General features: G+C 67.8%; 20 protein-coding genes and 1 tRNA gene. 12 read left to right on the top strand and 9 right to left on the bottom strand.

The features are described from left to right. The first annotated feature begins 152 nt into the window (after nucleotides 1–152). The 7 genes from ABZW96_RS11090 (at nucleotide 153) to ABZW96_RS11060 (ending at nucleotide 8188) form a co-directional block, all read left to right on the top strand. Nucleotides 153–329: a gallidermin/nisin family lantibiotic gene (locus ABZW96_RS11090; protein ID WP_281875328.1), complete on the top strand. Its 177-nt coding sequence runs from the start codon at nucleotides 153–155 to the stop codon at nucleotides 327–329. Between the two features lie 76 nt (nucleotides 330–405). Then, nucleotides 406–3519 carry a lantibiotic dehydratase gene (locus tag ABZW96_RS11085; RefSeq protein ID WP_355073494.1) on the top strand — a complete coding sequence of 1038 codons (3114 nt, stop codon included), beginning with the start codon at nucleotides 406–408 and terminating at the stop codon, nucleotides 3517–3519. Beyond that, the gene (locus tag ABZW96_RS11080; protein WP_355073492.1) at nucleotides 3516–4907 is read left to right on the top strand and encodes a lanthionine synthetase C family protein; all 1392 of its coding nucleotides are present in this window, start codon (nucleotides 3516–3518) and stop codon (nucleotides 4905–4907) included. Before ABZW96_RS11085 ends, ABZW96_RS11080 begins: the two co-directional genes overlap by 4 nt. A gap of 14 nt (nucleotides 4908–4921) precedes the next feature. After that, complete coding sequence (locus ABZW96_RS11075) at nucleotides 4922–5848, top strand: ABC transporter ATP-binding protein (RefSeq protein ID WP_355073490.1); 927 nt, start codon at nucleotides 4922–4924, stop codon at nucleotides 5846–5848. Continuing rightward, complete coding sequence (locus ABZW96_RS11070; RefSeq protein ID WP_355073488.1) at nucleotides 5845–6639, top strand: ABC transporter permease; 795 nt, start codon at nucleotides 5845–5847, stop codon at nucleotides 6637–6639. Before ABZW96_RS11075 ends, ABZW96_RS11070 begins: the two co-directional genes overlap by 4 nt. Further along, the gene (locus ABZW96_RS11065) at nucleotides 6636–7631 is read left to right on the top strand and encodes a hypothetical protein (protein WP_355073486.1); all 996 of its coding nucleotides are present in this window, start codon (nucleotides 6636–6638) and stop codon (nucleotides 7629–7631) included. The genes ABZW96_RS11070 and ABZW96_RS11065 overlap by 4 nt, the downstream gene beginning before the upstream one ends. Continuing rightward, nucleotides 7628–8188: a hypothetical protein gene (locus tag ABZW96_RS11060; RefSeq protein WP_355073484.1), complete on the top strand. Its 561-nt coding sequence runs from the start codon at nucleotides 7628–7630 to the stop codon at nucleotides 8186–8188. The genes ABZW96_RS11065 and ABZW96_RS11060 overlap by 4 nt, the downstream gene beginning before the upstream one ends. Here the strand turns inward: ABZW96_RS11060 and ABZW96_RS11055 are convergent. From ABZW96_RS11055 to ABZW96_RS11035, 5 genes are all read right to left on the bottom strand, one after another. Beyond that, complete coding sequence (locus ABZW96_RS11055) at nucleotides 8110–8820, bottom strand: ATP-binding cassette domain-containing protein (protein ID WP_355073482.1); 711 nt, start codon at nucleotides 8818–8820, stop codon at nucleotides 8110–8112. The two genes, ABZW96_RS11060 and ABZW96_RS11055, sit on opposite strands and share 79 nt — an antisense overlap. Before the next feature lie 2 nt (nucleotides 8821–8822). Continuing rightward, complete coding sequence (locus ABZW96_RS11050; protein WP_355073480.1) at nucleotides 8823–9632, bottom strand: ABC transporter permease; 810 nt, start codon at nucleotides 9630–9632, stop codon at nucleotides 8823–8825. 77 nt (nucleotides 9633–9709) lie between these two features. Further along, nucleotides 9710–9964, bottom strand: coding sequence for a DUF2283 domain-containing protein (locus ABZW96_RS11045; RefSeq protein WP_355073478.1), 255 nt, complete (start codon nucleotides 9962–9964; stop codon nucleotides 9710–9712). Nucleotides 9965–10019: 55 nt separating this feature from the next. Then, on the bottom strand, nucleotides 10020–11978 hold the full coding sequence (locus ABZW96_RS11040; RefSeq protein WP_355073476.1) for a M13 family metallopeptidase: 1959 nt from the start codon (nucleotides 11976–11978) through the stop codon (nucleotides 10020–10022). 81 nt (nucleotides 11979–12059) lie between these two features. Continuing rightward, complete coding sequence (locus ABZW96_RS11035; RefSeq protein ID WP_355073474.1) at nucleotides 12060–12740, bottom strand: hypothetical protein; 681 nt, start codon at nucleotides 12738–12740, stop codon at nucleotides 12060–12062. A gap of 548 nt (nucleotides 12741–13288) precedes the next feature. On the opposite strand from ABZW96_RS11035, the gene ABZW96_RS11030 reads away from it, so the two are divergent. The 3 genes from ABZW96_RS11030 to ABZW96_RS11020 all read left to right on the top strand — a co-directional run bounded on the left by ABZW96_RS11030 (nucleotide 13289) and on the right by ABZW96_RS11020 (nucleotide 16461). Beyond that, a tRNA-Met gene (locus ABZW96_RS11030) sits at nucleotides 13289–13362 on the top strand. Nucleotides 13363–13972: 610 nt separating this feature from the next. Continuing rightward, on the top strand, nucleotides 13973–14602 hold the full coding sequence (locus ABZW96_RS11025) for a hypothetical protein (protein ID WP_355073472.1): 630 nt from the start codon (nucleotides 13973–13975) through the stop codon (nucleotides 14600–14602). Between the two features lie 395 nt (nucleotides 14603–14997). Then, nucleotides 14998–16461, top strand: a complete 1464-nt coding sequence (locus ABZW96_RS11020; protein ID WP_355073470.1) for a subtype B tannase — start codon at nucleotides 14998–15000, stop codon at nucleotides 16459–16461. Between the two features lie 144 nt (nucleotides 16462–16605). Here the strand turns inward: ABZW96_RS11020 and ABZW96_RS11015 are convergent, their stop codons facing one another. Beyond that, a complete protein-coding gene (locus ABZW96_RS11015; RefSeq protein WP_355073769.1) occupies nucleotides 16606–20079 on the bottom strand; it encodes an indolepyruvate ferredoxin oxidoreductase family protein in 3474 nt (1157 codons plus the stop codon). A gap of 286 nt (nucleotides 20080–20365) precedes the next feature. Between ABZW96_RS11015 and ABZW96_RS11010 the strand changes: the two genes are divergently transcribed. Together ABZW96_RS11010 and ABZW96_RS11005 are read left to right on the top strand one after the other, a co-directional pair. After that, nucleotides 20366–20845, top strand: a complete 480-nt coding sequence (locus ABZW96_RS11010) for a hypothetical protein (RefSeq protein ID WP_355073468.1) — start codon at nucleotides 20366–20368, stop codon at nucleotides 20843–20845. 390 nt (nucleotides 20846–21235) lie between these two features. After that, nucleotides 21236–22393: a lipase family protein gene (locus ABZW96_RS11005; RefSeq protein WP_355073767.1), complete on the top strand. Its 1158-nt coding sequence runs from the start codon at nucleotides 21236–21238 to the stop codon at nucleotides 22391–22393. Between the two features lie 54 nt (nucleotides 22394–22447). Here ABZW96_RS11005 and ABZW96_RS11000 read toward each other — a convergent pair whose 3' ends face one another. From ABZW96_RS11000 to ABZW96_RS10990, 3 genes are all read right to left on the bottom strand, one after another. Then, nucleotides 22448–23284 (bottom strand): SDR family oxidoreductase, encoded by an 837-nt coding sequence (locus ABZW96_RS11000; protein ID WP_355073466.1) that lies wholly within the window; start codon nucleotides 23282–23284, stop codon nucleotides 22448–22450. Beyond that, nucleotides 23281–24228, bottom strand: a complete 948-nt coding sequence (locus ABZW96_RS10995) for a patatin-like phospholipase family protein (RefSeq protein ID WP_355073464.1) — start codon at nucleotides 24226–24228, stop codon at nucleotides 23281–23283. Before ABZW96_RS10995 ends, ABZW96_RS11000 begins: the two co-directional genes overlap by 4 nt. Before the next feature lie 62 nt (nucleotides 24229–24290). Next, the gene (locus ABZW96_RS10990; RefSeq protein WP_039796212.1) at nucleotides 24291–24839 is read right to left on the bottom strand and encodes a histidine phosphatase family protein; all 549 of its coding nucleotides are present in this window, start codon (nucleotides 24837–24839) and stop codon (nucleotides 24291–24293) included. Between the last annotated feature and the right edge of the window lie 44 nt (nucleotides 24840–24883).

Raw genomic sequence — 24883 nt, 5'->3', positions numbered from 1 at the left:
GATACCGATCGCGACGTTGTACCGCCGCAGGGGCGCTGCTTTTCTCGATACCCGGGGGGACAGCACCGGCCGCAGGGCCCGGTGGGATCGCTGGGCCTCCCTCGGCCGAGTCGTTCGATCGGCCGGGCACTCGCCTCAGAAGGGAGAACACCGTGAGTACGGCGTCCGTGGAACCGGTGGAGACAGTGGAAACCGTCGACCTGTTCGATCTCGACATCCGTGTGGGTGTCGGCAACATCCAGGGCAACGCGGCGGTCACCAGCTGGTCGTACTGCACCCCCGGCTGCACCAGCTCGGGTGGCGGCAGCGGCTGCAGCCACTGCTGTTGATCCGGAGGTCCGGGTCGAGCACCGCCGCTCGGCCCGGACACCCCACATCGTCGAACACTTCGAAGGAATTGGGCTGGTGTCGGATTCGATCTTCCGCGCATGGGACGTCTTCCTGCTCCGGGCTCCGCTGCGCGTCGGGGGCAGCGGTTTGCCGACGACAGGCAGCCACCTCGACATCGTGCGAGCCGCGGTGGCGGACCACGAGCTGCGCGCCGCGATCATGCTGGCGACGCCGAGTCTCGGCCGCCTGCTCGATCGCGTCCACCGTGGAGAGCACGCGGAGATCAAGGCGAGCCAGTTGCGTCGCGCCGCCCTGGCGGTGCTGCGCTACGACATCAGAACACGCACGCGACCGACTCCGTTCGGGGTTTTCTCCGGTGTGGCGGGCGGGCGCTTCGGCTCGTCGGCAAAGCTCGATCGCGGCACCGCCCACCGCACCAGGACGCACCTCGACATGCAGTGGCTCCTCGGTGTCGTGCACGACTTGCAGGACCTTCCGGAGTTGTTGCCCCGCTTGAGTGTTCGTGCCCACCCCGCGCTGACCCGCCGCGGCGAGCGGGTCGTGCTCGATTGTCCCTCCCCGCTGGGTGCGCCACTGGACGGAGCGACCCGATCGGTCGTCTCGATACGCGACTCGCCCGTGGTGGAGGTGGTGCTCAACGCGGCCGCGCGCACCGTCGCGGTAGGTGAGCTCACCGCGACGACCGCGACGCGGTTCGGCGCCCCGCCGACACGTGTCGCCGAATTGATCCGAACGCTGGTGGAGCAGGAATTCCTGCTTACCGATCTGCGGCCGCCGCTGGACGGCGGCGATCCGCTGTGCCATGTGATCGAGGTTCTCGCCGAGATCGACCAGCCTGCGGCGCCGATCGCGAACGCGTTGCGCGCACTGCGCGACATCGACGAGCACCGGCGGTCGAGCGACCGGCTACCACTGGGTCCCGGTACCGCACGGCTGATCGAGACAGCCGACTTGGCGCGCGAATTCCACGCCCACGAGACGCCACTGCACATCGACACCGCCTTGGATGTCGAGGTTCAGCTCCCCGACGACGTACGCACCGAAGTCGAGCGGGCGGCGGCGCTGATGTGGCGGATGTCGACACCCAAGCTCGGGCTCGCAGCGCTGCGGGACTATCACGAAAAGTTCCTGGAGCGCTACGGTACCGATCGGATCATCGGCATCCGTGAACTCCTCGATCCCGCCCGGGGCCTGGGTGCGCCCGCCGGATACAGCTGGCCGAACAGTGAAGAGGAGGCGGAGCGGGCGATCGACCGTGACGCGTCCCGGATTCGGTTGTTGCACCGCCTGATCGGCACCGCCCTGCGTGATGGCGCCCGTGAGATCGAGCTGTCCGACGAGCTGCTCGACGAGCTGATTCCCGGCGACGAGCCAGCCGCCGACGTACCGAACTCGTGCGAGATCACCTTCCACGTCATCGCACGATCGCTGGACGCGTTGTCCGCCGGTGACTTCCGTGTCGTGGTAGCCCCGAGTCCAGGCTCGCACCACGCCGGAGCGACCCTGGCCCGGTTCGCGGACCTGCTGCCGCCGGACCTCCGCGCGGACGTCGCGGCGGAGTCCGGCGCGATTCCGGTCCATGTCACGAATGCGGCCCGGGTCGATCTGTCCTTCATGCCCCGGTCCGGCAAGGCCGCGAACCTCGCGCATTCCACGGCGCACAGCGGTGTCCGGATCAGCGTCGGTCTGCCCGATGCTCCCGGTATCGACGAAATCCCGCTCGCCGACGTGGCCATCGGCGCGACGACGGAGCGAATATGCGCGATACATTTGCCTACCGGCCGCGAGATCGTTCCAGTGCTCAACACCATGATCAGCCCGATGACGCAAGCGCCCAACGTCTCCCGGCTGCTCTGGGAGATCGGGCTCGAAGGCCAACGGTTGTGGGAGCCGTGGACCTGGGCCGGCTTGTCGGAGCTGCCGTTCGTGCCGCGCGTCCGGCACCGCCGCCTCGTCCTCGCGCCCGCGGTATGGCGTATGGACGCGCTGATCGATGTGCCCGAATCGGAATTCGCCGCCGCGGTCGATCAGTGGCGCCGCGAATGGCGGGTGCCGGATCGAATCCTGGCCGTACAGATGGATCAACGGCTGCTGTTCGACCTGACCGATCCGGCGCATCTGGAACTGCTGTGGGACGAGCTGCGCAAGGACCCGGCCATCGTCGCCCACGAGGTGCCCGGCGACGACGACTTCACCGACGGAATCCACGGACACGCGATGGAGGTGGTCGTCCCACTGTCGCGCCGCGATGCACGACCGGCCCGATCGCCGCACGGCGGGTACCTGGAACCGGACCGCCGACCGGCCGGACTCGGAAGCGACTGGCTGTCTCTCGCGTTGTACCTGCCGGCGTCGCGCCAGAGCGACTTCCTCCGCGTTCACTTGCCGGAACTGGTCGAGCAGGCACGCGGGCATGGTTGCGACCGCTGGTTCTTCATCCGGTACACCGACCCCGACGGGCCGCATCTACGGGTTCGCTTCCACGGCGTGCCGGACGAGATCTGGGGCGCCGTCGTACGCCCGCTCGGCCGGCGACTCGACGACTTGCACCGCGGCGGTCTGATCCGAGCTCATCGCCTCGACCAGTACGACGCCGAAACCGAACGATACGGCGGTGCGGCGGCGATGGCCGCAGCCGAGCGGGTGTTCGAAGCCGACAGCGAGGCCGCGATCCGCTTCCTGGATCTGGTCGAGGAGCCTACGTGCACCCATTCGCTCGACGCATTCGCGGCGGTTTCCGTCGCTGCGATCGCTGACGCTTTCGGGTTGCCAGAGGCGGACCCGGCAGGTCACGGCGCCCGGAGCGACGACGCGGCGATGGCCTGGCTGTCGCTGACGGGCTCACGCAAGACCCTGCCCGGCACATACCGGGTGGATGCGCAGCGCTGGCGCGGGATCGTCGACCCTTACGGCGGGTGGAGCACGCTGCGCGCCGACCCGCACGGGGCGGCGGCGCTCGAAGCACTCCGGCCACGAGACGCGGCCGTCGGCGAACTGCGCCTCGCGTCAGCGGGCAGCAGGACACGGCCCCACCGGCTCATCGGCAGCCTGATGCACATGACCTGCAATCGGCTCTTCGGTGGGGACAGCGATCGGGAGCGGGCAGCCGTCGCCATCGCCCGCGGAGCGGTGCAGGACAACTTCAACAGGAGGAACTACGCGCGATGAGCAACGTCGATCAGCGGCAGGTCGGCTCGGTGGCCGAGCGGGCCGCCGAAATAGTGTCGCTCGTTGCCGCCCGTCTCCGCGACCCCGCCGCCGTCGCCGGCATAGCCGGCCATCCGGACAACCGCGATCCCATTTACGGCGCCGGCATGTGGGGCCCGACGACCTTGTCCAACGGCCTGCCGGGTACGGCGCTGTTCTACGCGGAGTTGGCCGCGAGAATTCCCGATTGGTTCAGCGTCACTCATCGGCATGTGCAAGCGGCGGGGGCCGTGCTGCCCGATCAACCGAGCCGGGGCCTGTACGCGGGACCGGCTTCCTTGCTGGCGGCCACCCAGACCTGCCGCGACCACTATCCCGGTCTGCGGCGCAGGCTCGCCGCGTGGCTCGCCGCTGATCAACTGACCCGGCTGCGGCAGTGCCGAGCCGCGCCGGGACCCGGCATCTCCTGGGAGTGCTACGACATCGTCAACGGCTTGTCCGGCACGGCACGGCTGCTGCTCGATTCGGTCGAGGATCCCGTCGAGAACGACACGCAGGTCGAGCACGCCCTGAGGGAGACGCTCGGTTACCTGGTGACCATCAGCCGGCCGATCACCGTCGATGGCCATGAAGTACCTGGCTGGTGGGTCCCCGCAGCACGGCAAGCAGTCGAGCAGGACCGCCGCAACTACCCGCGTGGTGACTTCAATCTAGGTCTCGCGCATGGAATTCCAGGGCCGGTCATGATCATGTCGCTGGCCCTGCGCCGTGGCCACGAGGTGCCGGGACTGCGAGAGGCTCTGGTGCGAATGGTCACGTGGTTGATCCGGTGGATACGCACCGACGACCAGGGCACGTACTGGCCCTGCCGAGTCGGATTCGATGACGAAGTCGCCGCCGCACCGCCGCGCAGCCTGTTCACGCGGACCGCCTGGTGCTACGGCGCGCCGGGAGTCGCGGCGGCGGTACACCATGCGGGCGAAACCCTCGACATCGCCGAGTGGCGCCTGCACGCTGTCCGTGCTCTACACGATGCCCTCGCCAGGGACGAATCGCGCTGGACCCTCGCGGGGCCGACGGTATGCCACGGTTACGCGGGCTTGCTGCAGATCGTCCATCGAATCGGCACGGCAGAGCGGGACGACGTGCTGCTCGGCGCGAAAACCCGTCTCGCCTCCACCATTTTGGCCATGGCGGATGCCGACGCGCCATTCGGCTTCCGGCATCCGATGCGGTATCCGCGGTCGGCGCCGGGGCCTACGGAGTTCAAGTTGTTGGATGTCGCCGGGATCCTCGAGGGCTCCGCGGGGGTGGCGTGCGCGCTGTTGTCGGTGATTCCGGACGGGATGCTCGGCACTGCGGCCGAGGCTCCCGCGCGTCCGTGGGATCGCGTCCTGGCATTGAGCTGAAAGGTGCACTTCCGATGACGGTCAACGCCTTCGAACTCACCGAGATCGTCGTGCGGTACGGCGCCACGTCGGCCGTCGACTCGGTGTCGCTGAGTTCGGCCCCCGGCCGCCTGACCGCGCTGCTGGGGCCGAACGGTGCGGGCAAATCCAGCCTGCTCAATGTGCTGTCCACCGCGGCCCGGCCCGTATCCGGGTCCGTGCGTATCTTCGGCAACGATGCGCGCACCGCTCCGATGCGTGCCCGCGCGCAGCTGGGTCTGGTGTTCCAGGAACGAACGCTGGACAAAGAACTCACCATCGAGCAGAACCTGTGGTTTCACGCCCGGCTCTTCGGTATGCGCCGCGTCGACGCCGCGGCACAGATCGATCGGCTGCTCGCTTTGTTGGATCTGACCGAGCAACGGCGCGCCACCGTCGAACGCTTGTCCGGCGGAACCGCTCGGCGGGTCGAACTGGCGCGCGCCCTCTTGCATCGTCCCGGTCTGCTCATCCTGGACGAGCCGACAACGGGACTCGATCCGCGTTCTCGCCGGGTCTTCTGGCGCGATCTGCTTCGCATGCGCGACGAACTCGGTATCACCACGATCTATTCCACGCATTACCTCGACGAAGCCGAGTACGCGGACGAAATCGTGATCATGGCCGGTGGAAGGATCGGCCGATCGGGATCGCCGGTAGACCTCAAAGACGATTTGCACGTCTCCTGTGTGCGGCTGCGGACCCACGACGACGCCGCGGCCGGTGAGCAATTACGCGCGGCCGGGTTCGAGGTGGTCACCGGGCTCACGACGCTGGAGATCCGGTGCGCCGAGCCGGATCGGCGGGTCGCCGACATCGTGCGCGTGCTCCAGCTGCCGATTCTGAGTGTCACCGTGCACAACCCGTCGATGGACGACGTCTACGCCGCCGCGACTACACATACCAGGAAGGACATGCCGTGACCGCATCGCAGGCGACGACCGACCATCGGCCGGAACGCGTCATGGTCGGCAGCATCAGGGCCGTTGCGGTGATCGCGTACCGGGACCTGCAACGCCAGATCCGTCGTCCGGGACTACTGATCAGCAATGCCGCCCAGTTGCTGTTCTTCATCGTCATCTATGCCGTTGGTTTCGACGCCATGGTCGGCAACGTGGGCACGGTCTCCTTCAGCGCCTATATCCTGCCCGGCATCATCGCCATCCAAGTGGCGACGATCGGAATCGCCACCGGATTGTCGTACGCCTGGGATCGAGAGTTCGGCGTCCTGCGCGAGATGACCGTCGCGCCGGTGCCCCGGATGTGTCTGCCGATGGGCAAAGTCGCCGGCACCGGGGTGGTTGTCGGGGCGCAGAGTTCGCTGTTGCTGTTGTGCGCGCCGGTATTCGGATTGTCACCGACAGCTGCGCAGATCGCGGCGGCCGCGGCGATCTACCTGTTCGGGTCGGCGGTCTTCAGCCTGCTCGGATTGTTCCTGGCCACCGCGCTGCGGCAGATCCAGACGTTGCAGGCCGGCGTCCAGATCACGATGCTGCCGATGCTGTTTCTCTCGGGCTCGGTGTTCCAACCCGCCGGGGTGCCGTCCTGGCTCTCGGTGTTGATTCGCCTCAATCCGCTGACCTATCTGGTCGACATGGGCAGACAGGTATTGGTCGGCGGGCCAGGCTTCGCTTCGATGGGCGTGGACGCGCTGGTCCTGGTGTGCCTGGCGCTGTTCTTCACCGCCGCGATCCGCATCAGGATCGGGCGATGATGCCGGCGACCGGCCTGCACCCCGCCGAGGACCAGCGCGGCCGGGTCCACGGCTTTCCGCTATGGCCCGCAGTGGCCGCGGTCGATCACGAAGCGAGTACTCCGATACTGGAAGCGGCACTGGACTGGCTCGCCGCGAACCTACGCTGGTTCGATCCAGCACAGTGGGATCGTTTTCTGCCGGCCCGGCAGTTCCCAGAGGGCGCTGCGCTCGAACTGCTCGTGCTGTGCCGTGTGCTGTGTCGTGGGCGATGGCGCGATCACCCGCTCGTCGACGGCGCGACCGGGCTGGCGCGCACGCTGGTGGAAGCGGCCGCCTTCCACGACGCACTGGGGCGTGCGGACGACAAGTTCACGTATCGCGCCTACTTGGTGGCCTTGCTCGCTGACCTCGGCTTCCCGATACCAAGTGCTGCGCAACGGGTGCGCACGGTACTCGAAACGGGATGCGGTGGCCGGGACGGCGCTTGGCACCCGCCGCTGTCCCGTCTGGAGCTGCGGTATGCGCTCGAGCTCGGCCGGTTCCCGCATACTCTGCCGCCGATGGACGAGTTGGTCGGGGCGACCATTGCCGCCGCGGAGCCCGACCCGATCTGGCTGCGCGACGACGAGGTCTACGCGCTCACCCACGTTGTCTTCTATGCCACGGATTTCGCAGCGCGGCCGCTGCGTACCGCACCGGCGCTCGTAGCCACGATGCGGACCCTGCTGGGGACTTATCTCGCGGCCGGGGACATGGATTTGGCGGGCGAGCTGATGCTGTGCCTATTGGCGGTCACGCAGGACGACAGCGCGATCACCGCGCACGGATGGCAAACACTGACTCGCCGCAGGCTGGCCGACGGTGCGGTGCCGGGTCCCCTGTTCGACCCGATCCGACTGTCGGGACTGAGCGGCCCGGTCGCCGAGGCATACACGTTCGGAACATGCCATCACACGACAATGGTTGCGGCGATGGCCGCAGCGGAGCGAGAACGGCATCGTGCACGATGAGATCCACTGATTCCGGTCCGGCGCTCGCCGACCGGTCTTTGGCGGCTGCGCGGAAGTGGTTGGCGGCCAGGACATCAAGGGAGCATCCGGCCGACCGAATACCGGAGCGCAACGCGCAACGGCCCGGTTCGCCGCCTCGAGAACCGCTGACCATGTTGTGCTCCGATCCGACGCGCTGGCGTGCGCTGGCCGCGGTCGACGCCGCAGCTGCCTCGGGCGCATCCGCGGCCGAATGGGCCGCCGTCCTGGACTCACTTCTGGTGCTGGCGATCCGCCGCTACGACCTCGATGCGCTTGCCACCTTGCTGCTGGGCTGCGCCGAGTTCGGACTGACCCAGCAGCCGATTCCCGCGCGGGCAGTGGGCTTCCTGCTAGCGCAGCAACAGGTCGACGGCGGATTCGGATTCGTGCCCGGGACCGAGGAGCCCGCCGACACGGCGATCCGAATCGCCCTCACCCGGCGTTGCGTGCAAGTGCTTCAGCGGATCTGCGAACCGCACGATTCGAGGATGCGGAAGAACCCCTCCTCGAGATCACCGTCGCCCGCGATCCCCTGAACGGTGCCCTCGTAGCGCGTCTTTCCGGCGACCAGAACGGCGACCCGGTCACACACCTGAGCGATCTCCGACAACTGGTGGCTCGAGATGAAGACCGTTGTTCCGTTGGCGGCCAGAGAACGAATGAGTTCCCGCATCTCTCGGATGCCCACCGGGTCGAGGCCGTTGGTCGGCTCATCGAGCAGTAGGAGTTTCGGTCGCGCCAGCAAAGCGATCGCGATACCCAGACGCCAGCGCATTCCGAGGGAGTATGCCTGCACCTTGCGGGTTCGGACCTCGGTCAACTGCACGACGGCCAAGGTCTCCTCGATCCACTCCTCGGGCACACCGCGCAGTCGGGCGTGAATGCGCAGATGCGTCACCGCGTCCAGTTTCGGCCACAATCCCGGTGTCTCGATCAATGCGCCGACATCGACCAGCAGCGTCCGATCATAGGGTCGGCCGAACAACTGGATGACGCCGCTGGTCGGCCGCTGAAGCCCCAGAACGGTTTTCATCAAGGTGGACTTGCCCGCGCCGTTCGGGCCGAGCAGCCCGTAGACCTCTCCCGTGCGGACCGACAGATCGACGCCGTCGAGAGCGTGGTGTTTTCCGTAGTGCTTGTGCAGCTGCGCCACTTCCAAAGCAAACACGGTCAGATCTCCTTGCGCGTCATGTGGAGCGAGCCAAGAGCCAGAACCAGCACCGCGAGTCCGATCGAGAGCGCGATGGCCGGCAGTATGACACCGTGGTCCCGGACCGGACTGTCGGCCGGTAGGGGAACGCCGTTGGGGCCGATCCCGGCCAAGGGCAGGATCACGCGCATGGGCCAGGCGAACGGCACCGCCATCCACCAGCTCTTGTCCGCGATGAGCATGCCCGACATCATGCCGACGACACCGGTCGTGATGGTGGGGCCCAGGCCCCAAACCACCGAGACGACCAGGGCCACTGCCGCGGTACCGAGCCCGGCCAGCCAAGGCAGGTAGGACGCGGCGACGATAGTCGCGACGCTGGTCCCGAACCGGCCGCTCAATGCTGCCCCGACGCTGAGCAGCAACGCGAGCAGCGTAGTGGACACCGCGGTCAGCACGGCCAGCCCGAGATACTTGGCGAGCAGGTACTTGTTGCGCGGCACCGCGTACGAGAAGAGCAACCGCCAGGCGTCCTGATCAGCTCGCACCGAGAGGGCGGCCAGCAATGCGGCCGTCATGGGGATCAGGACGCCCCAGCCTTCGAGAACCACGTCGCGAAACACCGTCCAGGTATGGCCCGACCGGCCTTCTGGCGAGGCCAACGACATGGGATACAGCGGAACGGTGATGACGACAGGTACCAGGATGGCGAACCAGCCGATGAAGCCGCGACGCATCCTCGCCAGTTCTGTCGCGGTGACGGCCCACAAACTCGGCTGGTCTCGCCGTGGGCGAAGGTCGGGCCCGTAGCGTGCCACGGTGGCGGCCATATCTCTCCTCGAGTCGTTCGGTTCCATCGAGGTTGTAGCTGTCGAACGCGATGCGGTTCACGTCCGGCGCGACCGGGTCACTCGCCTTCCCCCGCGCGGGCCCTCCTCTTCAACGCCGCGCCGAGCTGGACGTTCGCGTTCAGCAACTCGATGCCGATGAGTTCGCCGTCGTCACCGAAGTCGAGGGCGGCGACGATCTCGCCGCTGTCCTCGTCGCGTACGCGCAGGGTGCGGGCAGCGTGACGCGGCCCCTTGTTGTTCTGCCGAAGCGCAAGATAGGCGATGTTGTGCTGTTCGTCCCAGGTCAGGTAGTCGAGATAGTCGAGTTGCATATCGTATTCCTTGTCGTCGTTACTTCTGGAAAAGCAAAATTCAGGTGGCGCTTCGTCACAGAACGACTCGCTGCTCTGGTGGAAGGAACAGTCGATCTCGCGGTGTGACGTCGAAGGCCGAGTAGAACTCCGATACGTTGCGGACAACTTGATTGGCTCGGAACTCACTCGGTGCGTGGCTGTTCGCGGCCAGCGCCGCGGCGGCGAACTGTTGTGTCTGTTTTACCCGCCAGCACCGCGCCCACGATAAGAACAGTGTGCGAAAGTCCGGCACGGTGCCCCGGCGGAGCGCGGCCCGTCGGTAGGCGGCGACCGCAACCTGGAGACCGCGTAGATCCGCCATGTTCTCGCTGACGGTCAGCCGCCCGTTCACCCGGTGTGTGGCATCGAAACCCTCGGGAACGAGGCTGTCGTACTGATCGACCAATTGCTTGGTCCTAGCGTCGAACGCGGCGCGGTCCTCGGCAGTCCACCACTCGCGCAGCCTGCCGTCGCCGTCGTATCGAGCGCCTTGGTCATCGAAGGCATGGCCGATCTCGTGCCCGATGATCGCACCGATCGCGCCGTAGTTGACCGCCGGATCCGCGTCCTTGTCAAAGTATGGCGCCTGCAGGAAGGCGGCGGGAAAGACGGCTTGGTTCGTCGATCGGTTGTAGAAGGCATTGACGGTTTGCGCGGTGGTTGTCCACTCGCCCTTGTCGACCGCAGTGGCAAGTCGGTCGAACTCCCGCCGCCTGGCGAGATCGCGGATGCTGCGCAGCGAATCTATCAACTTGTCCGGATCGACCAACGCGCCCGCACAGTCCGGTCGGTGCCGCGGGGAGCCGATCATCATCGTGATCTTGTCGAGTTTGGCGACGGCGGCCGAACGCGTGGACTGCGACATCCATAGCGAGTCGAGCAATGCCACACGGTAGACCGCGAACAGATCGTCGACCAGCTCGCGCAGCGCCGCCTCGGCCGCGGCCGAAAAATGCTTCGCCACATAGAGTTTTTCCAGCTGGTCGCCTAACTCGGCGTTCACCGTGGCGACCGCTCGTTGCCAGGGTTCGGCCGGCCGGCCCGCACCGCCGAGGAACTTGCGGCGAAACTCGAAATTGACGTCGGAGATTCCGGAGGGCAGGAAACGAGAGAACTCCTGGAGCAGACTCAATCGTAGGTAGTCACGCCAGTGCGCGATATCCGTATCGGCCCACAGCCGGCCGACCGCGGTGATGAAGTCGGGCTGCCGCACCACGACATGGGCGAACAGTTCCGGTGGCCGCGACGTTCGTCCGGCGCGCCACGCATCGAAGTCGAAATCATCTGCCAGACCGCATACTTCGGACCAGCGCATCGGGTTGTAGGTAGCCGTGGCGTCCTGGTCTCGCACCGCGTCCCAGTGAGCGACGGCGAGCTGCCGCTCGAGTTCGAACACTCGGTCGGACATGCCCGCCGGATCCGCGAAATTCGCGACGGCCGCGACTCGCGCCAAGAATGCCCGGTACGCGTCACGGTGCGCGCCGAGATCGGAGTTCCGGTAGTACCGGCTGTCCATCCCGAGACCGGACTGCGCGAGGGTGGCGACATATCGGCGGGCATCCCTGGCATCGATGTCGACATACAGAGAGATGACTCCCGGAATCGGCAGCATGCCCATGACGCGGGCCAACTCGGATCTGGACGCGGCCGCGTCGATCGCCGCGAAGAGGTCGGCGAGCGGCGTCGTGCCGAGGCGTTCGACAGCCGCGGTGTTCAGGCAGGCCGCGTACAGGTCGCGCACCTGCTGCTCGGGCGTACCGAGCCCGGGTTCGCGGATTTCCTGGATGACGGTCGAGAGTTGTTGTTCGACGCGCCGCATCACTTCGGTTATCGGGCTGCTCACCGATTGATCAGGAGGCAGCCGGTAGTCGCGCAACCACCTCCCGTTGACATGCCGGTAGAGGTCGTCCTGCGGACGGACAGTCTCGTCGAGCCCATCCGGGCCGGGCACGCCGGGTGGTGCGGCCGGACGGCAAGCAGACGGAACAGCCACGGCGGCAACCACTCCGAACGTGCGCAATGCGATACGACGGCTCACTTTTGCGGGCGAATTCGACAGCACCGTCGCTACCGATCAGCCGCGCAGCACGGTGAGCGGAAAGGACACGTCCGCTCGATGTTCCGGACCGACCAATTCTGCCCGGCTGCCCACGCCCAAGGTGTCGTACAGGCTGCGGATGCGTCGATACATCGACCGCTCCGAAAGATAGTTCAGGCGCGCGATCTCGGCGACGGTCATCGACGTGCGCAGCATGCGCAGCAGCCGGGTGTCCGACTCGGTCAGACCATCTCGGCCGGACTGATCCGCGCCGGTGGCCGGTGTAGCGGACCGGCCGCGCAGGCGTTGCCGTGCCGGTTCGTTCGGTTCGCGGCCGGTCACCGCACCGAGCACCGCCGGGAGCGGCTTCCCCGGTGCCGAGCGCGTGCGGTCGAGGAGTTGCGCGCGAACGAGGTCGGCCTGACGCTCGACGGATATCGCGACGTTGATCACGAAGTTGGCGCCGGAGCGTATCGCGGCATAGGTCGAGTAACCACCGACGTCATCGGTGACCGCGACGATGAGCCCCATGGCGTGCCGGGCGCGAACCGACCGCAGGCTTTCGGCTTGGGTTTCACTGTTGACGGGTAGCACGATCGGGGCGCCGCCGGCGTCCCTGCGCATGGCCAGTTGGTCGTAGTCGGCGAACTCAAACTCGAAATGCGGCCCGAACACGCTCCCCCACGACCCATCCGCGGGATCCAGATAGTCGCGCAAGCCCGGATGGACGAATGCGACACGCCCGGTTGCTTGTTCGGAATCCCTACTGGTTCGAACGGCGTTCAAGAAAGCCCCCTTCACTTCGATCAGCGCGCTTTCGCGCGCCTCTTACCTATCCGCCGGCGCTACGCGCAGGACGGGCAGTACTCGAGCCCCCGACCGAGCGGCAAGCCTTCGACCCTGTACCTCGAGTACCGTCACAATAGGCGCGATGGTGCTTCGGCGCAGCCACGCCGGTCGCCGGGACCACCACCACACCGCGGCCCATCGGCCGGATCCTGCGGCCGCGCCGCTAACGCATCACGCTCTTGCAGCGGGCCACCCGGGCTCGTGCCACCGACCGCACGCTGGACGTCACGATCCACTCCTCGTCTCGCAATCTGCGTCGGATACTTCTCGTCACATGGTTGGACGCGGCGTCGGCGCATTCGGTTCCACCCGTGCGCAAAAGATTGCCCAGGCCTCGCCGCGTCACCCGCAACATGCCCTCTCACCAGCACGATTGGGCTATTCGCGCCCACCATGTGTACTGTTGGAAAAGCCGACGCGGGGTGGAGCAGCTCGGTAGCTCGCTGGGCTCATAACCCAGAGGTCGCAGGTTCAAATCCTGTCCCCGCTACTGCGGAACGGTCCGGAGCACACGCTCCGGGCCGTTTCTCTTTTGCCGGGTCGAGTCGCGACCATGGTCCACGCACAGCGGGTCGTCCGAGCACTACACCTCGTAGAACGCCGTGGCTTCCGGATCCGGCGAGGTCTCAGCGATGCACGGAGAGCCGGCGGTCCAGCGAGGTGGTCGGCGAGGATCCGACGCTGGGCGCATCGCGTAGACCCTTGCCGCTGACGTCGGGAACCCCGACAGTCGAAGTGCAGATTCTTTGACTGCTGATGTCGCTTACTCCGACGTGCGCAATCCTACGATACGGTTCGACGCTTGCCTGTTCCGTAGCTCACATCCGAATCTCCGGCAGAATGACCAGCCGTCGATCGCGGTTGCGAATCGGCGGTTAAAAGATGGTTACGGCACCGTCCTGGGTTGGTGACGTCCGAGTTGTCATGTCACGATACTTTCGAGTCACCTGGACAAATCATCCCGAAGTGTTTTCCCGCAGGCAACCCCCGGTTCCCATCACCGCACCCGCCTTGTCTCCTTCGGCGTGTTCGTAATGATTCGATCGCCAATGTCGGCCATCTCTGCGTGCAACGACAACAATCTGTGAGGAAAGTTCCGCGTGAGTGATTTCTGGAATGTGAGCTCGTCTTTGGCGTGTCTCAGCGTCGGCATTTCATTGTTCGGCGTCATCGCGTACCTGGCGGGGATACTGGAAGGGGACACCCGGCCGCGCATCGCGTCGTGGGCGGCCTGGTGCACCGCGAACACGGTGTTCGCGGTGGTGGCGTACCTCGAGGGCGGCTATCTGGCCGCAGCCATCAACGCCGCCGCGGCGGCGATGAACGCGGCGGTCATCGTCGTCGGCATCACCCGCGGGTCCGGCCTGCGGCCGGAAGACAATATCGATTGGGCCTGCCTGGTCTCCTCGATCGCATGCGTGCTGGTGACGGTCGGCGTACAGGAAAAGGCATTCGGCGCGCTGTTCGCGATATGCGCCAATCTCATCGCCACCATTCCAACGCTCCGGCATGTGTGGTCCAAACCGCACGAGGAAACGTGGCAAACGTTCGCGGCGAACGCACTCGCGAACGGCCTCGGCCTGCTCGGCGTGCTCCTGGTGAGCGGGTTCGAATTCGTTTCGATCGCCGGTCCGATGATTTCCACGGCGGGCAATGCCGGTTTGGTCGCCCTTACCGTCGGTCGTGCTCGATTCGCCGCCGTCGCGGTCGTCCCGGTGAAAGTCGGCTGATCTCGCATGCGATCGGTCACTTCCAATATCGGCGACTGCTTCACCGATCCGGGCGAACTCACCGAGGGACAAGCCCGGCGCGCTCTCGAAATCCACGTCATCTGTTCCTCGCGCTGCCTCGTCCTGCGACGGGCCGAGCGAGTGCTGGGAGTAGATGACCCGACCGACGCGCCACCAGGCGGTCGTTGACCGCCGACCGGCAGGTTGCGCCCGACGCCCGCCTTTCGGCGGACGCGTCGGGCGCAGCCGCGCAGGTACGCCAGCGCGGCGTCTCCTACCGCTATCCTTCGATCTCAGCGACCCGATGACCAGCTGATTCGTTCCGGGCAAGAGTTCTACCGACGCCGCTACGGCCGCGACGCCGAACGCTTGCCACGAAGGCGAAGGAGAGCGCTGTGCGGCGCAGGGCGATGCTCGAGGGGTGTGTGGCGGCGGTTGCCGCACCGATGTTCGCCGCCTGCGGCCTGCTGAAAAGCGACGCGCAACCGGCGGACGAGTTGGCTTTCGACCCGGACGAATTCACGGTGCGGAAGAAGACCGTCGCCACCTTCGAGCGGGACAAGAACGTGACCTACCGGTTCTACGACAGCGTTGTCTACGTGGCGAAACCGGTGAACAAGACGTATCAGAGCTTGAACGTCAGCGTTCCCGTCGAGATCGACGGGAACACCGTCGACGCGAGCAAGGCTCCGATTCTCTTGAGCAACTCCATCGGCGGCTATCTGTCGTCGGCGGCCGAGGGCGGCAAGCCGGACGACGGCGGCGATCGGGACAGGAACCGCGAGCTCGCCCTCGCGGCGGGTTATGTCGTCGTCGAGCCCGGTGCGCGCGGGCGCGACCTGGTCGCCCCGGACGGCACGTACTACGGCGTGGCGCCCGCCGCCATCGTGGATCTCAAGGCCGCGGTCCGATACTTGCGGCACAACTCCGGCCGGGTTCCGGGAAACACCGACCGGATCGTCGCCACCGGGGTCAGCGCGGGCGGCGCGCTGTCCGCGCTGCTGGCTGCCTCCGCCGACAACCGGATGTACGACCGGTATCTCGCCGAACTCGGCGCGGCGGACGCGAGCGACGCCGTTTTCGCCGCCGCTTCTTACTGTCCCGTGACCGATCTCGACCACGCGGACATGGCCTACGAGTGGAATTGGGGCGCCAACCCGCTGCGCTCCGGCGAACTGGACGCGACGGCCTCGCGCGAACTGAGCACCGCGTTCGTGGACTATCAGGCATCGTTGGAACTGCAAGGGGCGGACGGATTCGGGCCGATCACGGCCGACAACTACGGCAACTACCTCGTGCGGACCTACCTCGAACCGGCGGCGACCAGGTATTTGAGCGCTTTGCAGGACTCCGAGCGTTCGAGCTACCTGGCGGCCAACACGTGGATCACCTGGTCGGGCGACCGGGCGGAGTTCACCTGGCCGAACTTCCTCGCGCACGTGGGCGAGCGGAAGAAGGGCGTGCCCGCGTTCGACGCCTTCGACCTGTCCTCTCCGGAGAACAACCTGTTCGGCGCCGGCACCGTCAAGGCCAGGCACTTCACCCCGTTCAGCCTGCGGCGAGCGACGGGCGACCCGGGCGCGCAACTCGACAGCGACCTGCCCGAGAAGATCAGCATGATGAACCCCATGTTCTTTCTCCGCCAACGCAATCCCGCCCGGGCGAAGCACTGGTGGATTCGCGTCGGCACCAAGGACACCGATGCGTCGCTGACCATCGTGGGCAATCTCGCCGCGAGCCTGGCGAATCTGGGCGACCAGGTCGACGCCGCGATGTATTGGGACGCGGGGCACGGCAGCAACGAGGACGCCGCGGATTTCGTCGCGTGGATCGGCAAGGTGACCGGCTACACCGGCTGAGGCGTTCGCCGACGGGTGGCCTTTCCACGAGCTCGCCGGGTCACAGGTGGCACACCGGACTCGGTTCGCGGCGAAGACCTGCTGAGGCGTTGGTCCCGGCAACGCCCGCGCGGCGCTCCGACCGGCCACCGGCGTCGGAGCCCACTAACAGCGCGGCGGCTCGATGCCGAGCTCCCGCAGACGTTCGATGTAGACCGCCACGCCGGCGAGTTTGATCTCCTCGTATCCGCGCACCACGTCGGCGAGCGCGGCCGCCCGCACGGCGCGGTCGTAGCCCGACCGGTCCAGCCCCTCGGCGAGGTCTGTCACCATCGCGGTGTAGTGAGAGCGCAACTCACGTTCCACGCGTCGCACGTGCGCGTATCCGAACGGGTCGAATCTCGTGCCGCGCAGCCGCTTTCCCTTGGCCAGCAAGCGCAGGGCGAAGTGGCTGCCCGGCCCCATTCCGATCTTGTCCTTCCGTCCCAGCGCACGCAGGACCGGCGGGTGCAGCCGATAGGTGAGGTTCGCCCCCTCGGGCACCTGCGCGGCGACCTCGGCCAGGAACGACGGATCGGTGAGCCGTCGTGCCACCTCGTACTCGTCCTTGTATGCCGTGAACTTGTACAGTCCGCGCGCGACCTGCTCGCTGAACTCGGTACGGTCGGTCACCTCGCGCTCGGCAGCCCAGACTCGTTGCATCGTGGCCACGTAGTCGCGCGCCATCGCAACGCTCTGGAAGCCGATCAGCTCGACGGCCCGCAGCTCGACCAGCCGCCGCGTCTCGCCCGTCGCGGTCAGCTCGTCGAACAGGTCCGCTGGCACCGGTACCGGAGTGCGTTCGGCCGTGCGACGCGTGGTGGCGGCGGCGAACTCCTCCGGCCGAGCTATCGCGACCCGGCCCCAGCGGAAGGCCGCGAGGTTGGCGTCCACGGCCACGCCGTTGATCTCGATGGCCTCCTCGATCGCCGTGCCCGGCAGCCGCATGCCACCGAGTTCGTAGGCTGCGCCCACCAGGAGGAAGTTCGCGGCGGCAGTGTTGCCGAAAAGCGCCTCCGCGGCGGCGAGAGCATCGAAGGACCGCACCGAGCGTGAGACCTGTTCCAATCGCCGCAGCAACGTCGCCTCGCCGGGGTAGGTGACGGACCGGTCGTAGACCATGTCCCCGGTCGGGGTCTCGCTGGTGGAGGCGACCGAGACGGTCGTCTCGGCGCAGCCGTAGGCCAGGTTCTTGTTGTCGGTGGCGGCCAGCAGGTCGAACGCCACGATGCAGTCGGCCGAGGCCGGGGCCAGCCGGTTGGCCGGCTCCAGCGCCCCGACGGCGAAACGCAGATGCGAGACCACCGGCCCGGCCTTCTGGCTCATGCCGATCTGGTCCAGGCTCGCCACCTCGTACCCGGCGCGCATCGCGGCGGTCGCCAGGACCTGGTTCACGGTGACGATGCCGGTGCCGCCGATACCGGCGAGAAAGACGTTCTGCGTGGTCGTCGGCGGTTCGTGCATCAGGTCCGGCAGCCGCGGCGGCTGCGGCGCGCGAACGGCTCGGCGCGGCTTCCGCGCGGCCGGGTCGGGCAGTTCGACCGTGACGAACGCGGGGCAGTCGCCCTTCAGGCAGCTGTAGTCGGTGTTGCACGAGGTCTGGTCGATCCGCGTCTTTCGCCCGAACTCGGTGTCCACCGGCTGCACCGACAGGCAGTTGCTCTGCACCCCGCAGTCGCCGCAGCCTTCGCACACCGCCTCGTTGACGACCACCCGGGTGCGGCGCACCGGCAGGGCGCCCCGCTTGCGCTGCCGCCGCGCGTCGGCCGCGCAGTGCTGGTCGTAGATCAGCACGGTGACGCCGGGGATCTCGCGCAGTGTGCGTTGCGCTTCGTCGAGGCGGTCGCGGTGCCATAGGAGGGCGCCGGGAGCGAGATCGCGCTTGCGGTAGCGCTCGGGCTCGTCCGCGCAGACGATGATCCGCCGGACGCCCTCGACGGCGAGTTTGTGGGTGAGCATCGGCACCGTGAGCGCGCCCTCGGCGTGCTGCGCGCCGGTCATCGCGACCACATCGTTGTGCAGCAGCTTGAAGGTGATGTTCACGCCAGCGGCGACGCACGCCTGCACGGCGAGCTGGCCGGAGTGGAAATACGTTCCGTCACCGATGTTCTGGAACAGGTGCGGCACGTCCGTGAACGGCGCTTGACCGATCCACTGCGCGCCTTCGCCGCCCATCTGGGTCAGCCCGGTGACCTTGCTGTCGGCGCGGCCGGACATGGTCACCAGGGTGTGGCAGCCGATGCCGCCGCCCGCCAGTGAGCCCTCCGGAACGGCGGTGGAACGATTGTGCGGGCAACCGCTGCAGAAGTAGGCCGCGCGCTTGGCGGGCAGCACCGACAGCGACAGCGGCTGCGGCAGCGGACGTTTCAGTTCGAGGTGCCCGTCGAGCAGGCGGCGCAGCGGTGCGGCGACGCGCCCGGAGGTCAGTTCGCCGTCGGCGCCGAACAGCGGGCGGTCCGCCTCGTCGCGCTTGCCGAGGATTTCCGGCGCGCCCGCGACCCCGTACAGGATGTCGCGGATCTGGGTTTCGATGAAGGCGGTCTTGTCCTCGACGACGATCAGCTGGTCGAGCCCGGCGGCGAACTCGCCGACCCGGTCGGGCGCGAGGGGAAACGGCATTCCGATGCGCAGCAGGCGGATCCCCGCGCTGTACAGCGCTTCGTCGTCGGCGCCGAGGTCGATCAGCGCTTGGCGGACCGCGTCGAAGGTGGTCCCGGTGGCGGCGATGCCGATCGTGGCGCGGGCCGGGTTCACCTCGATCACGTCCAGGCCGTTGCGCGTGCTGTAGGCGCGCACCATCTCCCAGCGGGGACCGTAGAGGTCCGCTTCGGCGAGCAAGCTGTCGGCGGGCGCGGCCATCGGACGCTGCCGGTAGTGGAACCGCTGACCTTCCCAGTCGATTTCGGGCACCACGATGTCGATGTCACCAACCGAACCGTCCACGGTCCACGCGCCGTCGGCGACGTCGGCGACGATCTTCAGCGCCACGAGGCAACCCGAGGCGCGCGACAGGGCGACGCCGTGCAGGCCCATGGTGATGATCTCGCGGGCGTTGCGCGGGAACAGCACCGGAATGTTCATCGCGGCCAAGGAGCGCTCGCTCACCGCGGGCACGGTGGAGGACTTGGCCGCCGGATCGTCGCCGACCAGCAGCAGGACGCCGCCGCGCGGATGCACGCCGTACATGTTGGCGTGGCGCAGCGCGTCGGTCGCGCGGTCCAGGCCGGGGCCTTTGCCGTACCAGACACCGACGACGCCGTCGTGGGTCGCCGCGCCCGCGGGCAGCTCCGCCTGGCTGCCCCACACGGAGGTCGCGGCCAGTTCCTCGTTCAATCCCGGGACGAACGAGATGTCGTGCTCGGCGAGCACCTCCGGCATGCCGGACAGCATCTTGTCGACGCCGCCGAGCGGACTGCCCTGGTACCCGGACACGAACGTGCCCACTCGCCGCCCGGCGCGCAGATCACGCACATGCTGCTCCACCAGCTGCCGCGCGATGGCCTGCACGCCGGTGAGGACAACGGTCCCCGAGCCGACGCGGTAACGGTCGGCGAGGTCGTAGGGAGCTGCGATCAGATCGCGGTCGGCGAGCTCGGTCATCCGGATCCACCCGTCCGCTCGGCGCCGATCCGGCGCTTCGCATTGTTGAGCACTTGGTGCCGATATCGTGTCTCCGAAGATCTGAACGCACAACCTTTGAATACTAAGTTGAGCAATCTGCTCAATTCGACGTGTCATAGATGGGCACCGGCTAAGCACTGTGCGAGGTCGCTGTGACGACGCGCACACTCTCGCGTCGAGGCGTCCGGTCATTTCCGCGAGCCGCACCGGTGCCACACCGCGCATCCTCCGCCGCGCCCGCGCCTACCTGTGTGAAGGTGGAGAGGTGGCACTGCGCAGGATGGGTACGGCGATCGTCGCCGCCATCACGTTCGGAACGCTGACCGCGTGCGGGCAGCAGGCGGACCCGGCCGTGCCCGCCACTCCGGAGCGCACCGCGGAAGCGGCGGCGGGGATGCGGGCCGATCCGGGTCCCCGGCGATACGCGGGCGGGACGATGGTCGTCATCCCGCATGCCGCGGACCTGGAATCCAGTTCCGCCTTACCCTTCTCGGAGTACGACGTCGAGGACGGGACGGACAAGCTCGGGATCCACATCCCCGGCCCGGTCGGCTGCCCGAGCATAGGATTCACCGCGCGGGTGGAGGAATCGGCCGACCTGGTGAGCGTGCGATTGATCCATGGCCTGCATCGCGGCATGCCGCCGTGTCAGGGCGCGAACCCGGAGCAGAAGCGCGAGTACGGCGTGGTCGTCGTCGACCTGCAACGCCCGCTGGGCGGACGGGCGGTGCTCAGCTTCACATGAGCCGGATCGGCGCGCGACCGGGTAGGCCACCTCCGTTAGTGATCTTGTCGAATGGCGGGCCGCGGGCTTTGTGACTTGTCCGGTTCGCCTGTTCCGGAGCGGCGTCCGGAGAATGTCGGGCGCTATCTTCGCAGCGGATGGTGCCGCCTTCGCGGCTACCGGCGGTCCCGGAGTCGAAGGAGGTGCGGCAGTCCGCGATGATCGACTCAGGGTGCCCACGGCGGCGGTTCCTTCTGCTCCGCCCCGCAGTGAAGGTTCGCTGCGGTTCTCGTGTAGTGCCGGTGCGTCCGAAGCACCGACGTCGCGGCGTGCCCGCCGCGGGGCGGTGGGTCGGTGACGGCTGACTTTCGAAGGAAACCCGTGTCCAGAGTTCCGTTCAGGATCGCGATCTTGCTGGTGAGCATCGTCTCGCTCGGCCTGCTCGGCCTGCCCGCTACTGCGCAACCCCTCTATCCCACTCCCGATCCCGATCCCTTCTACACCGCGCCGCCCGACCTGGGGGCGCTCACCCCGGGCGACGTCGTACGGAGCCGCAGGATCGACACCGGTATGTATGTCGGGACCGAGGGCTGGCAAGTCGCGTTCCGCTCCACCAATTCGCAGGGCAAGCCCGTTATGGGCATCACAACGGTCCTGATGCCCGCCGGGGTGAAGAATCCGCCGCTGGTCTCCTACCAGGCGCTGATCAATTCCCTCGGCACCCAGTGCAATCCGTCGCGCTCGCTGTTCAACGGCGAACTACAGGACGCGGTCGGCGCGATGCTGCCCATCGGACGCGGATGGGCGATCTCGCTGCCGGACTATCTGGGCCCCACCTCCGCCTACGGCGCCGCGCGCCTGGCCGGAATGATGACCCTCGACAGCGTGAAGGCCGTCCGCAAGGTCGCCGAACTGGGGCTGTCCGACTCGCCCGTCGCCATCGCGGGCTACTCCGGCGGCGGCATGGCCACCGCGTGGGCCGCCGCCATGCAACCCACCTACGCGCCGGATCTGAAACTCACCACCGCCGTGGCCGGTGGCATCCCCGCCGACCTGGAGGAGATGGCGATGGCGCTCGGCTTCGAGCCGCACCCCGGATTCGGCCTCGCATTCGCCGCCGCCATGGGGCTGGAGCGGGAGTACCCGGACCGGCTGCCGATCTCCGATCAACTCAACGAGAACGGTTTGTGGTTCCGGGAATTCACCCACGACGCCTGCCGCCGATTCCTGCTCTTCCACGGCGCCTTCCGCAGCGCGGAGCAGATGGCGGCGTCCAAGAGCCTGATGGACAGCCCGGAGGCGCACGCCGTCCTGCGGGAGAACAGCCTGAAGTACTTCGACGGCGTTCCGACTGTGCCGACCTACATGTGGCAGGGCCGCTTCGACACCCTCACCTTCTACAACCCGGTCGCCGAGGTCGCCGACCGGTACTGCAAGGCGGGTGCGCGGTTGACGTTCCATACCGTCGACATCTCCGAGCACCTGACCGCGGCCGCCGCCGGATTCGCGGACGCGTGGAACTACGTCGAGGCCAGGTTCCGCGGCGAACCCGCACCGACCAGCTGCTGAACCCAGAAGACAAGCGGGCCCGGGAGTGCTTCTCCCGGGCCGCTTTTCGTTGCATCAGCTGATGGAACGCACCTCTTTCTCGTACTGCGCGCGGACCTTCTCGTCGGCCGGGTGCAACGCGCGATCCCCGTCGAACAGGCCCCGGATCAGGCGCACCGCGCGTTCCGGCGCGGCCGCCAATGCGATGTCGAGCGGGCCGAGGTAATTCGGCACGGCCACCTCGGCTTTGCGGGTGACGCAGGTGCGCACGATCGCGCCGGCGACGTCTTCCGGGTCGACGGTCGGCATGCCGTGGCCGAGTGTCAATCCCGAGGAAAGGCGGGTTCGCACGGCCGACGGCAGGACGCAGCTGACACTGACGCCATGCCCGGCGAATTCCAGGCGGGTCGCCGCCGAGAGACCGACCGCGGCGAACTTGCTCGCGTTGTACACGGCCAGCCCCGGAATCGGGACCTTGCCCGCCAGCGAGGCGACGTTGACGACATGGCCGCGACCACGCTCGATCATGCCCGGCGCGACGGCGCGCATGCCGTGGATGAGACCCCAGACGTTGATATCCAGCGTGGCCTGACCGACCACGTCCGGTTCGTCCAGGAACGCGCCCGCAGGCATGACACCGGCGTTGTTGACCAGCACGTCGATTCCGCCGACCGCAGCGGCCACCGCGTCCCATTGCCCGCGCGAACGCACGTCGAGTTCGAACGCACTCGCCCCGATCGCGGCGGCCGTCTCCTCGGCGGCGGGTTTGTCCACGTCGGCGATTACGACCCGAGATCCTTTCGCGGCGAATAATTCCGCGGTGGCCCGGCCGATTCCCCGCCCGCCTCCGGTGATCAGGACTGTCGCCTCGCGCAGGTCGATCGCGGGGTAACCGGATCCGAGGATTCTCATACGAATGCTCCTTGTTCGAGCGTGCGACGGGTACTGCGCAGGCTGTGTTCGAAGGTGGCGAGACGGCGGCGGCCGTCCATGAAGTTCGGTCCCGCCACCGCGAGGTCGTCGGCGGTCGCGCCAACGAACAGCACCTTCGTGCCCGCGGCGCGCAGTCGTACGATCTCGGTGCGGAGCTTGTCGCTCATCCGGTTGCGCAGCTGCCGTTCCAGCAGGTGCCCAGGGCCGGTCGCCGGGATCCGGGCCGCGGAGGCCATCGGAGCCAGCACGAGGAGTTCGTCCAAGTTCTCGGCGACGAGCAGGTCCACCGAGGCCGTGGAGCCCGCGCCGCCGTCGACGAAGCGGCGGCCCCCGATGGTGACCGGAGGGAACCAGCCGGGCACGGCCCACGATGCCCGCAGTGCCGCGCCGATGGTCGCGGCGGGCGCACCGGGCGCGCCGAACGCGACGCGCTCGCCCGTCGCGTAGTCCATCGCCACCAGCCGGGTCGCCGGATGCGGCACCCAGTCGCGGCCGGGGTTCAGTCGTTCGGCCAGCCGTTGCAGCCAGCCCGGGTCGCCACCGCCGACCGGCAGCAGTCCGCTGCCCGCGGCCAACAGCGCCTGGCCCGGCTCCTGGCGACGCAGCGGCAGTCGGGGCGAGCCGAGCCGCGGGCGCGGCAGCGGCGGAAACCGGCCTGGCTCGGCGGCGCGGTGCTCGCGCAGGATCGGGTCGGTCGCGGTGCCGCGCTGCAACGCGACCAGGTCGTCCACCGAAACGCCACTGCCGAGCATCGTCACCGTCTCCGCACCCGCGGACGTGCCGAGCAGCACGTCCGCCTCACGCGGATCCCAGTCGAGCACATCCCGGGCGGCGGCGAGGGCGGCGACGATCCAGGCCGCCCCCACGGTGCCACCGCATCCGATGGCCAGGCCGCGCCGCTGCGACCCTTTGTTGTTACCCATAGTCTCAGACACTAGCCCGGCTCGGCCCGAAAGCCACCCCCTCGAGCGGTCGGTATCCCGGCTCAGGCCGTGAAGTGCAGCGTCCATTCGCCGCGATAGTGCAGGCGGGTGACGCTGCCGGGCGGGATATCGATGCGCCAGAACGATTTCGGTGGAGCGTCCAGCGTCACCAGCAGCGCGGCCCGGACGACCGCCGGGTGGGTGACCGCGATCGTGGACACCGACCGCGCGGCGACCTCGGCCATCCAGAGCCTGGTCCGTTCGATCACGTCCAGCACGGACTCGCCGCCGTGCCCGCGGAACGCCGGGTCGGTCAACCAGGCGTACAGCTCATCCTGGGGCACCGACATAAGTTCGCCGCCGCGCCACGCGCCCGCGTCCAGGTCGCGCAGCCGGTTGTCCTCCTCATCCGGCAGCAGCCCCAGCAACGCGGCGGTCTCCACCGTCCGGCGTTCCGGGCCGGTGAGCACGCGCGCGGCGGTGAGCGGCCCGCATCCGGCCACCGCCCGCCTGCCCGCCTCGGTGAGCGATTCGTCCACCGGGAACCGTGCCTTCCGCATCGCCTCGGTCATCCCATGGCTGACCAGGTCGAGTCTGAGCACTTTTTGCACCTGTCGAAGCGTACGGCCCGGCGTCGGCGGCCGTTGTTCGATTG

Source organism: Nocardia sp. NPDC004168 (assembly GCF_040610355.1).
GTDB classification, from domain to species: Bacteria; Actinomycetota; Actinomycetes; order Mycobacteriales; family Mycobacteriaceae; genus Nocardia; species Nocardia sichangensis.
Note: the sequence above shows the minus strand (reverse complement) of the source record. Positions and strands in the feature narration are given on the sequence as shown.